Below are 12,076 nucleotides of genomic sequence, written 5' to 3' on the forward strand. Positions count from 1 at the left end.
ATCCGTTAAAACAGCGTGATGGTTACGATTTTCTTGATGCCAGCGCGGATAGTTCATTTCGCAACTCAGCGCTAAGCGACTGGTCCAGAACGATTTTTTCCAGCTCCTTTCGGAAATTCTGGTTATCCAACAAGTTAGCCTTCAGATCGCGCAGCAAGTTGCGCATCGCCAGCATTGCTTTCAGTTGCGGTATCTGAGCAGCCACCTGCTCTGGCGTGAAATCTTTAATGCTCTGAAAAGTCAGCTGTATAGAGTCCTCACCACCATCCTCGGACAGCGTATTTTTAACGGTTAGATTAAGTTTTGGGGAATATTCGGAAAGAACGCTGTCGAAATTATTTTTCGTGATGTTAACTTTCTCACGCTCAGATATTTGAGCAGACTCCTGACCATTACTAAAATCACCCGCAACCAGTAATTTCAACGGTAATTCCATTTTCTTGCTTGCCCCGCCCGTATGCAGGTCAAGCTTCAGGTTTATACGTGCCTTAGGCACCTCATTTTGAAAACTGTCAGCCATTTCATCATCCCTCTGTGTTTTTGCTACGCCAACTTCACGGTATCGTTCTTGATGTGCAATATTAGAATAATGATCGACGTAAAATCAAATATACAGATCATTTACCCGCAATGAGAAATTTCTTAAGAATTTTCCACTAAGAGATTATTGCGAATTATCCATTTGCCTTAGTAAAAGACACTGCCTTCTTCATGCAAAGCGAATATTTGTATCGTAAAAAGGATCGCAAACAGAGAGATGCTAATAAAACCATTTTGTTTTGATTTACATCACGGCATGATATCAAAAAAAGATGAATGTACAGCGACAGGTTATTGCGAGCAGATAAAAGACAGAGGTTAATGAATAAATACAAGCGACGAATTGATTTATGGCATGAATAATAGATAAGAATTTTCACAAAGAAAATTCTTATCTATTATTCGAAGGAAAAATAAAACGTATATGAAGGTCCGAAAATAAACACAGCTGCTCTTTTGTCGGCTCACTCCTGCTTACGCAAAGGCTTCAGTTCTCCCCTCAGGCATGAAGGCTGCTCTTACTTCTCGAATTTATACAGTGTAAAATCAAACACCTCCCGAATCGCCGCTTTTTTAATCAAAAACGAGTAATAGCACATATCGTATAACGGTGCTACATTACGCCGCCCGCCCAAATCAGCAGTGGCCAGGCAACGCCGTAAAGTTCGGTAAAGTCTGCAACCATCACCTTGAAGAACGGTCTTATCGGCACGTCGTATCGCAAACTCTGCGCTACCTTTACAGGCTTCACATAGGTTCTACTATTTTGTCTCAATCCAAATTTCAACGTGCGTTTTTACACCCGCGTTACTGGTTTACATGGTTTGGTCTTGGCGTACTCTGGCTGCTGGTTCAACTTCCGTACCCTGTCCTGCGCTTGCTGGGGTCGAAACTGGGCAGCGCTTCCCGCGTTTTCCTGAAACGTCGTGAATCCATCGCGCGTAAAAATATTGAGCTTTGTTTCCCGCAGTACAATGCCGAAGAGCGTGAGAAGCTCATCGCTGAAAACTTCAAGTCTATCGGCATGGCGCTGCTTGAAACCGGCATGGCCTGGTTCTGGCCGGATGAGCGTGTCCGCAAATGGTTTGACGTTGAAGGGCTGGATAACCTTAAACGTGCGCAGATGCAAAAACGCGGCGTGATGGTTGTCGGCGTTCACTTTATGTCGCTGGAGCTGGGCGGCCGCGTGATGGGGCTTTGCCAGCCAATGATGGCAACCTACAGACCGCACAACAGTGCGCTTATGGAATGGGTGCAGACGCGAGGCCGCATGCGCTCCAATAAGGCGATGATCAGCCGTAATAACCTGCGCGGTATGGTCGGTGCTCTCAAGAAAGGAGAGGCCGTCTGGTTTGCCCCCGATCAGGATTATGGACGTAAAGGCAGCAGCTTTGCGCCTTTCTTTGCGGTGAAAGACGTTGCGACGACTAACGGCACCTTTGTCATTTCGCGTCTGTCTGGTGCCTCCATGCTGACCGTGACGATGGTGCGAAAAGCAGATAAGTCAGGTTATCGTCTGCACATCTCCCCTGAAATGGCTAACTATCCGGAAAACGAGTGCGAAGCCGCTGCGTTTATCAATAAAGTCATTGAAACTGAAATCATGCGCGCGCCAGAGCAGTATCTGTGGATGCACCGTCGTTTCAAAACCCGCCCTCTTGGCGAAACCTCGCTCTATATTTAGCCCTTCATGAAGGTTAGTTTCGCTAAGAAACTAACCTTTTCAATCACCTGTCCTTCCGCTGAGTAAGCGTCTTTTCAATGCTTCGCCCAAAGTGAATTTATTGCGAAGCGAAATCAAACTGTCGCCGTTCCACGACACCCGTAAGTAACGGAAATTATTTAAAAAAATCCCTCTTGTCACCCCTCATTTTTAAGCGTACATTAGCGCCGTCTGGCAACAGGAAAGCACAGAATTCTGAGCTGGAGTTGACGGCGTAACGGGAAAATTCTCATTTCCGTTTTGACCGGATTTCAGTTCTCTATAATCAGGTGGACTCTGTTTTTAAATGCGTACCACAAGATACGCGGAGCGATGAAACGTGAAATATTTCTTTATGGGCATTTCGGTGATTGTTTTAGTCTGGGCCGGAACCTTTGCCCTGATGATCTAGTGAAGAACATGCTGTCAAAAAAACAGGAGCCATCGGCTCCTGTTTTTTATGTCATGACGACGCGGGGTGTTCAGCGACGCTCTTTGAGGTGAGAAGACCGTCGGCCCGGAACATGCTCTTGATGCCCCTCACCGCCTGACGAATACGGTCGCTGTTTTCAATCAGGGCAAAACGCACATGGGTGTCGCCATAATCACCAAAGCCAATGCCCGGTGATACACACACCTTCGCATCCTGCAGCAGTTTTTTGGCAAACTCCAGCGATCCCATCGCCGCATACGGCTCCGGAATTTTCGCCCAGACGTACATGGACGCTTTCGGCATTTCAACCATCCAGCCCGCTTCATGCAACCCCTTTACCAGCACGTCGCGGCGGCGCTTATACTGGGCGGCAATCTCGTGAACGCACTGCTGGTCGCCTTCCAGGGCAGCGATAGCCGCGACCTGCAGCGGCGTGAAGGTACCGTAGTCGTGATAACTCTTAATGCGCGCCAGGGCACTCACCAGCGTTTTGTTACCCACCATAAAGCCAATACGCCAGCCCGCCATGTTGTAGCTTTTCGACAGGGTGAAGAACTCTACCGCCACATCACGCGCGCCCGGGACCTGCATAATCGACGGGGCTTTCCAGCCGTCATAGACGATGTCCGCATAGGCTAAATCGTGAACCACCAGCACGTCATAACGCTTGGCCAGGGCTACCACTTTCTCGAAGAAATCGAGTTCCACGCACTGCGCCGTTGGGTTCGACGGGAAACCGAGGATCATCATCTTGGGTTTCGGATAGCTTTCGCGAATCGCACGTTCCAGTTCGTTAAAGAAATCGACACCTTCCACCAGGGGCACAGAACGGACCTGCGCACCGGCAATCACCGCGCCGTAGATATGGATCGGGTAGCTTGGATTAGGCACCAGCACCGTATCGCCATGATCCAGCGTAGCCAGCATCAGGTGTGCCAGCCCCTCTTTCGAGCCGATGGTGACAATAGCTTCACTTTCAGGATCGATATCAACCTGATAGCGATCCTGATACCAGCGCGAGATCGCGCGACGTAACCTGGGAATACCACGAGAGGTTGAGTAGCCGTGCGTATCCGGGCGCTGGGCTACCGTGCAGAGCTTTTCAACGATATGCGGTGGCGTTGGGCCGTCAGGGTTACCCATGCTGAAATCGATAATATCTTCGCCGCGCCGACGCGCAGCCATTTTCAGTTCAGCAGTGATATTGAAAACATAAGGGGGGAGACGATCGATACGCGTAAAACGGCGTTCAGGACTGAATTCAGCCATAGATTCCTCAGATTAACGTTAGCGCCCGGACCGTCCGAGCGACGCTGCCACCGATGTGGCATGTTTAGAAAATAACCTGAAAAAAATCATGCTGTCGAGAGGGAAATGAAAAAAAAGCGATCGTCTGAAAACCGGAACCCGGCTGCGCCTAAAAGCGGAAGCCCCTGTTTCGGGATCGGCTTTCTGATAGCTGTTATTTAACAGGATGATATCAAACCAGTTACCTGACGATGCGCCGTTCAGAAAAAAACAGGACGCCTCGGTCATCACCAGATAATCCCCTTTCAAAATTATGGTTTTTCCTCATTTGATAAACCTGACGGATAGCTGGTCAATACGCGCCAGGTTTTTTATCATGGTTCTTTCCCGTTTTCCCAGGTCTACTCGTGCACGAAATATTCACTATGCTGCTGGCGGTTTTTGACCGCGCGGCATTAATGCTGATTTGCCTGTTCTTCCTCATTCGCATTCGCCTGTTTCGCGAGCTGTTGCACAAATCAGCCCACTCGCCAAAAGAGCTGCTGGCCGTTACCGCCATCTTTTCGCTGTTCGCCCTGTTCAGCACCTGGTCCGGCGTGCCGGTAGAAGGTTCGCTGGTTAACGTGCGCATTATCGCCGTCATGTCCGGCGGGATTTTGTTTGGTCCGTGGGTGGGCGTTATCACCGGCCTGATTGCCGGGACGCACCGCTATCTTATTGATATCGGTGGCGTAACGGCGGTGCCGTGCTTTATCACCAGCATTATCGCCGGGGTGCTTTCCGGCTGGATCAGCCGCAAAATACCGAAAAAACAGCGCTGGCGCGCCGGGATCGTCGCAGGCATGGTGTGCGAAACGCTGACCATGATCCTTGTCGTCGTCTGGGCCCCCACCACCGCGCTGGGGCTGGATATCGTTTCGAAAATCGGTATTCCGATGATCCTGGGCAGCGTGTGCATCGGCTTTATCGTGCTGCTGGTGCAAAGCGTTGAAGGGGAAAAAGAGGCCAGTGCCGCCCGTCAGGCCAAGCTGGCGCTGGATATCGCCAACAAAACGCTGCCGCTCTTCCGCCACGTTAACGCGGAATCGTTGCGTCAGGTCTGCGAAATTATCCGCCATGACATCCACGCTGACGCCGTCGCCATCACCAATATTGACCACGTGCTGGCCTACGTTGGCGTCGGGGAGCACAACTATCGCGACAACGATGACACCATAAGCCCGACCACCAGACAGGCAATTAACTACGGTAAAATCATTATTAAAAACAATGACGAAGCCCACCGAACGCCGGAAATTCACTCGATGCTGGTCATCCCGCTGTGGGAGAAAGGCGTCGTGACGGGCACGCTGAAAATTTATTATTGCCACGCGCATCAGATCACCTCCACGCTGCAGGAGATGGCCATCGGCCTGTCGCAGATTATCTCCACCCAGCTTGAGGTTTCGCGGGCGGAACAGCTGCGCGAGATGGCAAATAAGGCAGAACTGCGCGCGCTGCAGAGTAAAATCAATCCCCATTTCCTGTTTAACGCGCTGAACGCTATCTCCTCGTCCATTCGCCTTAATCCGGACACCGCGCGCCAGCTGATTTTTAACCTGTCGCGCTATCTGCGCTACAACATCGAACTTAAAGATGACGAGCAGATCGACATCAAAAAAGAGCTTTATCAGATCAAGGACTACATCGCAATTGAGCAGGCGCGCTTTGGCGATAAGCTCACGGTCATTTACGATATTGATGAAGAGGTCAACTGCGAGATCCCGAGCCTGCTTATCCAGCCGCTGGTTGAAAACGCGATTGTTCACGGTATTCAGCCCTGCAAAGGCAAAGGCGTCGTCACCATCAGCGTCACCGAAAGCGGCAACCGGGTGCGGATTGCCGTGCGCGATACCGGCCACGGGATTGATCCAAAAGTCATTGAGCGCGTGGAGTCTAACGAGATGCCGGGGAATAAAATCGGTCTGCTGAACGTGCACCACAGGGTCAAGCTGCTTTACGGCGACGGGCTGCATATTCAACGTCTTGAACCAGGTACCGAAATTGCTTTTTACGTCCCGAATGAGCGCTCGCGCGCGCATACGACGGCATCACTGTTGCCCCAGGTGGAGTAACCCATGAAAGTTATCATCGTAGAAGATGAATTCCTGGCTCAGCAGGAGCTCACCTGGCTTATCAAAACCCACAGCCAGATGGAGATTGTGGGTACGTTTGATGATGGTCTGGACGTGCTGAAATTTTTGCAGCATAACCGGGTCGACGCCATTTTCCTGGATATTAATATTCCGTCGCTGGATGGCGTATTACTGGCGCAAAACATCAATCAGTTTGCCCATAAGCCGTTTATTGTGTTCGTTACCGCCTGGAAAGAGCACGCCGTAGAGGCCTTCGAGCTGGAGGCGTTTGACTATATTCTTAAGCCTTATCAGGAGTCGCGGATTGTCAGCATGCTGCAAAAGCTGGAGGCCGCCTGGCAGCAGCAAACCGCCCCCGCCAGCCCGACGGTACGCGAAAACGACACCATAAATCTGGTTAAAGACGAGCGCATCATCGTGACCCCGGTCAACGATATCTACTACGCCGAAGCGCACGAAAAGATGACGTTTGTCTATACCCGGCGGGAATCGTACGTGATGGCGATGAACATTACCGAATTCTGCAGCAAGCTCCCGGCTGCCCACTTTTTCCGCTGCCACCGGTCTTTTTGCGTGAATTTAAATAAGATCCGCGAGATCGAACCGTGGTTTAACAACACCTACATTTTGCGTCTGAAGGATCTGGATTTTCAGGTGCCGGTAAGCCGCAGCAAGGTGAAAGAGTTTCGTCAGCTGATGCACCTGTAAAGAAAAGGCCCTCTCCCGCGGGAGAGGGCTCTGCGTCAGAGGATTTGACCGAGAACCTGACGCAGATGGGCCCCGGAACCCAGCAGTCCTGGATTGTCATGCACGATCAGATAAACCGGAATGTCCTGCACGTAACTTCTGAAGCGCCCTTTATCTTCAAACCCGCCGCGGAAGCCCGAGGCTTTAAAGAAGTCGAGGAAGCGCGGTACGATCCCGCCCGCGATATAGACCCCACCGAAGGTGCCCAGCGTCAGCGCCAGGTTGCCGCCGAAACGTCCCATGATCACGCAGAACAGCGACAGGGCACGACGACAGTCAATGCAGCTGTCTGCCAGCGCGCGTTCAGTGACGTCTTTTGGCTGCAGATTTTCCGGCAGACGACCGTCTGATTTCACAATCGCGCGGTACAGATTCACCAGCCCCGGACCTGAAAGAACGCGCTCGGCGGAGACGTGGCCGATCTCAGCGCGTAATTCTTCGAGGATAATGCCCTCTTCTTCGCTGTTAGGCGCAAAGTCTACGTGGCCGCCTTCACCCGGCAGGCTTACCCAGCGCTGAGCAACATGCACAAGATGCGACACGCCGAGGCCGGTACCGGCACCGTAAACCGCAATCGGCTTGCCTTCGACCGGTTCAGCGCCGCCAAACTGGATCAGATGCTCTGGCTTCAGCATCGGGATCGCCATAGACACCGCGGTGAAGTCATTGATGATTTCAAGATGTGAAAAACCGAGGTTTTTTTTCATCTCGGCGATGGAGAATGCCCAGGTATGGTTGGTCATTGCGACCCAGTCGCCGGTTATCGGGCAGGCTATCGCGATGCAGCCGTCTTCAACGCTCACCTGATGCTCTTCCAGATAGACGCGGACAACGGCTTCAAGGCTTGGATAATCCAGCCCGGAATAGGTTTTCGCCAGGGAAATCTCACCGCTACTAACATCGCACAATGCGAGGCGCGCGTTCGTGCCGCCCACATCACCTACCAAAGCATACTTTGTCATTCTTCTACTGCTCCGCTAAAGTCAGAATAAATCTTTGGGACACTGTAAATTCAAGGCGTGATAACAACAACGGCCATAAGGTGAATGCCCATGGATTATCGATCTTCGTCACAGAATAACTTTACCGTTTCAGCACCTTTTGCACTATTGCCATAAAGCTTAATGTGCAAAGTAACGTAATGCCGTTTTGTACAAGGAAATCATCATGCTCCACCCGCGAGCCAGAACCATGCTGTTGCTGGCAATTCCGGCGCTAATTATTGGCGTGGCCTCAAGTCTGGTGCTCATTGTCGTGATGAAAGTCGCGTCGGTGCTGCAAGCCATGTTATGGACGGCGCTTCCGACAAAACTGGGGGTCAGCGCTGATTCTCCTGCCTGGATCATTATGATGCTGACGTTGACCGGTATTGCGGTAGGCCTGGTGATCCGTTTCAGTCCTGGCCATGCAGGCCCCGATCCGGCGCAGGAACCGCTGATTGGCGCCCCGGTTCCCCCTTCGGCACTGCCCGGGCTGCTCATTGCGTTGATTATCGGTCTGGCCGGCGGCGTCAGCCTGGGGCCGGAGCATCCGATTATGGCGGTGAATATTGGCCTGGCGGTTTTCCTCGGTTCACGCATTTTGCCCCGCGTCGGCGCGCTGGACTGGACCATCCTCGCCTCCGCAGGCACCATCGGGGCGCTTTTCGGCACGCCCGTCGCAGCCGCACTGATCTTTTCTCAGACGCTCAGCAGCAATAACGACGTCCCGCTGTGGGATAAGCTGTTTGCCCCGCTAATGGCTGCAGCCGCTGGCGCGCTGACGACCAGCCTGTTTTTCCATCCCCACTTCTCACTCTCCCCCACTACGGCCAAATGCAGATAGCCGATATTTTCAGCGGCGCCATCGTCGTCGCGATCGCCATCGCGCTGGGAATGGTGGCGGTATGGTGTCTTCCTCGCCTGCACCGGCTGATGCATAAACTCAAACACCCGGTGTTAGTTCTCGGGGCCGGTGGTTTGATCCTCGGTATTTTAGGGGCAATCGGCGGGACGGTGACGTTGTTCAAAGGTCTGGACGAGATGCAGCAGCTGGCCTTCAGCCAGGTCTTTAGCGTCTCCGACTATCTGCTGTTTGCCGTGATTAAGCTGGCCGCGCTGGTGGTGGCTGCAGCCTGCGGTTTCCGCGGAGGACGCATTTTCCCGGTGGTCTTTGTCGGCGTAGCGCTGGGGCTGATGCTGCACGAACACGTCGATGCGGTGCCTGCGGCCATTACCGTCTCCTGCTCTATTCTGGGGCTGGTTCTGGTGGTCACGCGCGACGCCTGGCTCAGCCTGTTTATGGCGGCGGTAGTGGTACCCGATTCGACGCTTTTCCCCCTGCTCTGTATCGTGATGTTGCCCGCCTGGCTCCTGCTGGCGGGCAAACCGATGATGATGGCCTGGCGAAACGACAAGTAATCAGGCGCTATTGCGCGCTTCCAGCGCTTTAGTAATCGCCCCCAGTAGCGGCGGGATATCGGCCCTCGGCAGCATCACCTCAATCAGCGAGAGCCGCTCGTGGTGCGCCACTTTCTCAAGGACATCCGCCAGCTGCTCCGCTTCGCTGACCCGCCAGCACTGGGCCTGAGGATCAAGGCTCAGAGCCTGCGGGATTTGCGTCCAGTTCCATAGCGCAATGTCGTTATAACGCTGTTCCGGCCCGTGGATCGCTCTTTCCACCGTGTACCCTTCGTTGTTAAGGACCAGAATGATGGGGTGTTGTTTATCCCGCAGCATCGAGCCAAGCTCCTGTATGGTGAGCTGCGCCGCGCCATCCCCCGTCAGCACAATCACGCGCCGGTTTGGGCAGGCGGTTTGCGCGCCAAACGCTGCGGCCAGGGTGTAGCCGATCGATCCCCACAGCGGCTGGACGATAAAATTCACATCAGCCGGAAGACGAAGGTCGATCGCGCCGAAGGCCGAGGTGCCCTGATCCGCAAGGATGATGTCTCCCGGGCGGATAAACGTCTGCAACGTTTTCCAGAAATTGTCCTGCGTCAGCGAGCCATCAGGCTGCGGATAGGCCATCGCGCTTTGAGACGACGGTGCCGGCGCATCGTGCACGTGCTGTTTACACAGCTCCACCAGCGTTTCGATCGCCTGAAGCATGGGGATGCCGGTAAACCAGACGTCACCGACGCGTGAGGCATGAGGCTGAACTTCAATTGTTTGTGACGGGGTTAGCTGATGGGTGAAGCCGGCGGTCAGGGTATCGGTAAATCGCGTCCCGATGCACAGCACCGTGTCTGCCCCTTCAATCGCCTCTTTAACGGCACCGGCGCTTGCCGAACCGCTATACGTGCCGTAAAAACCGACGTTACGCTCGTCAAATATGCCTTTACCCATCAGCATAGTGGCGTGTGCCATCGGCACGTCCTTGACCCATTTCTGTAGGGCATGCTTCAGGCCATGGCGCAGGACAAGGAAATCGGCCAGCAGCGCAGTACGCTTGCTCATGGCCAGCCTGTTCTCAGCGGCATCCCGGAACGCTTTCAGGCAGGCGCTATCGGCATGCGCGTGCCTGAGAGTGAGAGCGTTTACAGGCGGCGTGGCGGCTTTTTTTGCCACATCCGCAGGCAGCATCAGATAGCCGGGACGACGCTCCCGGAGCATGGTAGTTAACACCCGGTCAATCTCATAGCAGGCGTTTTGTTCGGTCAGGATCGCCTGTGCAACGGTGATCGGTTCGCTCATATGGTAAAAATGACGAAACTCACCGTCGCCCAGCGTATGGTGCAGCAGCTCTCCTCTTTGCTGTAACGCTGTACCCGGCGCGCCCACAATATGCAGCACCGGAACGTGCTCGGCGTAGCTGCCCGCAATGCCGTTCATGGCGCTTAACTCTCCTACACCAAATGTCGTCAGCAGCGCGGCAAAGCCCTTACATCGGGCGTATCCGTCCGCGGCATAGGAGGCGTTTAACTCGTTGGCACAGCCCACCCAACAGATATCCGGGCTGTCTATCACATGGTCGAGAAACTGCAGGTTATAGTCGCCCGGCACGCCAAACAGATGATCGGCTCCACAATCTGTAAGACGGTCCAGCAGGTAATCGGCGACGCAGTATGGGGTACGCATGAACAGGTATCCTTCTAATGTTGACCTCACCTTGAGTATTAAATAAGCGTGATGACTGTCCAGAATTGGCGATAAGAAGAGCATGGAAAGAATGCTTTACAAAAAAGGCTGCGCTATGCTGCTTTTTTTCGCGTTAATGTAAACGCATACACTGATTTTTTCTTCAGCGCCAGAGGTCATGAGAATGGGTTATCAGCCGGACAAAAATCGTTATCGGACAATGGAGTATCGTCGCTGCGGGCAAAGCGGACTCAGGTTGCCCGCCATCTCGCTTGGGCTGTGGCATAACTTTGGCGACACCACGCTTATCGAAAACAGCCGTCAACTTTTACAGCGCGCGTTCGATCTGGGCATTACGCATTTCGACCTTGCCAACAACTATGGCCCGCCGCCGGGAGCGGCCGAACGAAATTTCGGCCGTATTTTGCAGGAGGATTTCCTCCCCTGGCGAGACGAGCTGATCGTCTCTACTAAAGCAGGTTATACCATGTGGGAAGGCCCTTACGGCGACTGGGGGTCACGCAAATATCTGCTGGCAAGCCTGGATCAGAGCCTGAAGCGCATGGGGCTGGAGTATGTGGATATCTTCTATCATCACCGTCCTGACCCACACACGCCGCTGCTGGAAACCATGAAAGCGCTTGACCATGCGGTGCGCCAGGGAAAAGCCCTGTATGTCGGGTTATCCAACTACCCTGCAGAACTGGCCCGCAAGGCGATTGATATCCTTGACGATCTCGGTACGCCCTGCCTGATCCACCAGCCGAAATACTCTCTTTTTGAACGTGCGCCGGAAGAGGGGCTGCTGAACGTGCTGCAGGAAAAAGGAGTCGGCTGCATTCCCTTCTCGCCGCTGGCCGGTGGACAACTGACCAACCGCTATCTGAATGGCATTCCGGCAGACTCACGCGCGGCAAGCGGCAGTCAGTTCCTGAACCCTGACCAGATCACCGAAGAGAAGCTGGAGAAGGTAAGAAAGCTGAACGCCATGGCGGAAGAGCGCGGTCAGAAGTTGTCCCAGATGGCGCTGGCCTGGGTATTACGCCATGAGAACGTGACGTCAGTGCTGATTGGAGCAAGTAAAACGGCTCAGATTGATGACGCCGTGGGGATGCTGGAAAACCGCCATTTCTCTGCTGAAGAACTGGTCCGTATCGATACAATCCTGAACAGCTCAAAATAAAATCACTTTTAGCAAAAAGTGCTCTCATTC

Annotated in this window: 11 protein-coding genes and 1 pseudogene; 6 read left to right on the plus strand and 6 right to left on the minus strand. The window is 53.4% G+C overall.

Annotated elements, in window-relative coordinates:
* Positions 1-22: 22 nt before the first annotated feature.
* Positions 23-520, minus strand: coding sequence for a type VI secretion system contractile sheath small subunit (tssB, locus tag ACMGGX_RS03655; RefSeq protein ID WP_420298058.1), 498 nt, complete (start codon positions 518-520; stop codon positions 23-25).
* 633 nt (positions 521-1,153) lie between these two features.
* Positions 1,154-1,291: a hypothetical protein gene (locus ACMGGX_RS03660; RefSeq protein WP_162791110.1), complete on the minus strand. Its 138-nt coding sequence runs from the start codon at positions 1,289-1,291 to the stop codon at positions 1,154-1,156.
* A gap of 12 nt (positions 1,292-1,303) precedes the next feature.
* Between ACMGGX_RS03660 and lpxP the strand changes: the two genes are divergently transcribed.
* Positions 1,304-2,224, plus strand: a complete 921-nt coding sequence (lpxP, locus tag ACMGGX_RS03665; protein WP_029741363.1) for a kdo(2)-lipid IV(A) palmitoleoyltransferase — start codon at positions 1,304-1,306, stop codon at positions 2,222-2,224.
* A gap of 358 nt (positions 2,225-2,582) precedes the next feature.
* Entirely contained in the window at positions 2,583-2,654 is a 72-nt protein-coding gene (ypdK, locus tag ACMGGX_RS03670) for a membrane protein YpdK (protein WP_099458937.1), read from the plus strand.
* A 51-nt stretch (positions 2,655-2,705) separates the two neighbouring features.
* Here ypdK and alaC read toward each other — a convergent pair whose 3' ends face one another.
* Both alaC and ACMGGX_RS03680 read right to left on the minus strand, forming a co-directional pair.
* Complete coding sequence (gene alaC / locus ACMGGX_RS03675; RefSeq protein ID WP_023308710.1) at positions 2,706-3,944, minus strand: alanine transaminase; 1,239 nt, start codon at positions 3,942-3,944, stop codon at positions 2,706-2,708.
* A gap of 18 nt (positions 3,945-3,962) precedes the next feature.
* A complete protein-coding gene (locus ACMGGX_RS03680) occupies positions 3,963-4,214 on the minus strand; it encodes a hypothetical protein (protein WP_181593593.1) in 252 nt (83 codons plus the stop codon).
* Between the two features lie 116 nt (positions 4,215-4,330).
* Between ACMGGX_RS03680 and ACMGGX_RS03685 the strand changes: the two genes are divergently transcribed.
* Entirely contained in the window at positions 4,331-6,037 is a 1,707-nt protein-coding gene (locus ACMGGX_RS03685) for a LytS/YhcK type 5TM receptor domain-containing protein (protein WP_420298059.1), read from the plus strand.
* A 3-nt stretch (positions 6,038-6,040) separates the two neighbouring features.
* Positions 6,041-6,766, plus strand: a complete 726-nt coding sequence (locus ACMGGX_RS03690) for a LytR/AlgR family response regulator transcription factor (protein WP_023308712.1) — start codon at positions 6,041-6,043, stop codon at positions 6,764-6,766.
* Between the two features lie 35 nt (positions 6,767-6,801).
* On the opposite strand, the gene glk is transcribed toward ACMGGX_RS03690, so the two are convergent.
* Complete coding sequence (glk, locus tag ACMGGX_RS03695) at positions 6,802-7,767, minus strand: glucokinase (RefSeq protein ID WP_420298060.1); 966 nt, start codon at positions 7,765-7,767, stop codon at positions 6,802-6,804.
* A gap of 229 nt (positions 7,768-7,996) precedes the next feature.
* Here glk and ACMGGX_RS03700 point away from each other — a divergent pair.
* Positions 7,997-9,204 (plus strand): annotated as a pseudogene (locus tag ACMGGX_RS03700) (ion channel protein).
* Here the strand turns inward: ACMGGX_RS03700 and ipdC are convergent.
* Positions 9,205-10,863: an indolepyruvate decarboxylase gene (gene ipdC, locus ACMGGX_RS03705; RefSeq protein ID WP_420298061.1), complete on the minus strand. Its 1,659-nt coding sequence runs from the start codon at positions 10,861-10,863 to the stop codon at positions 9,205-9,207. It abuts the pseudogene before it with no gap.
* 184 nt (positions 10,864-11,047) lie between these two features.
* On the opposite strand from ipdC, the gene mgrA reads away from it, so the two are divergent.
* The gene (gene mgrA, locus ACMGGX_RS03710; protein ID WP_420298062.1) at positions 11,048-12,046 is read left to right on the plus strand and encodes an L-glyceraldehyde 3-phosphate reductase; all 999 of its coding nucleotides are present in this window, start codon (positions 11,048-11,050) and stop codon (positions 12,044-12,046) included.
* Positions 12,047-12,076: the final 30 nt, after the last annotated feature.

Source organism: Enterobacter sp. BNK-29, assembly GCF_048684785.1.
GTDB lineage: Bacteria > Pseudomonadota > Gammaproteobacteria > Enterobacterales > Enterobacteriaceae > Enterobacter > Enterobacter cloacae_M.

What these genes read in the sequence shown, in the direction of transcription:
- mgrA (WP_420298062.1), top strand. Translation starts at nt 11,048, where the DNA reads ATGGGTTATCAGCCGGACAAAAATCGTTATCGGACAATGGAGTATCGT.
- alaC (WP_023308710.1), bottom strand. Translation starts at nt 3,944, where the DNA reads ATGGCTGAATTCAGTCCTGAACGCCGTTTTACGCGTATCGATCGTCTC.
- tssB (WP_420298058.1), bottom strand. Translation starts at nt 520, where the DNA reads ATGGCTGACAGTTTTCAAAATGAGGTGCCTAAGGCACGTATAAACCTG.
- glk (WP_420298060.1), bottom strand. Translation starts at nt 7,767, where the DNA reads ATGACAAAGTATGCTTTGGTAGGTGATGTGGGCGGCACGAACGCGCGC.
- ipdC (WP_420298061.1), bottom strand. Translation starts at nt 10,863, where the DNA reads ATGCGTACCCCATACTGCGTCGCCGATTACCTGCTGGACCGTCTTACA.
- ACMGGX_RS03690 (WP_023308712.1), top strand. Translation starts at nt 6,041, where the DNA reads ATGAAAGTTATCATCGTAGAAGATGAATTCCTGGCTCAGCAGGAGCTC.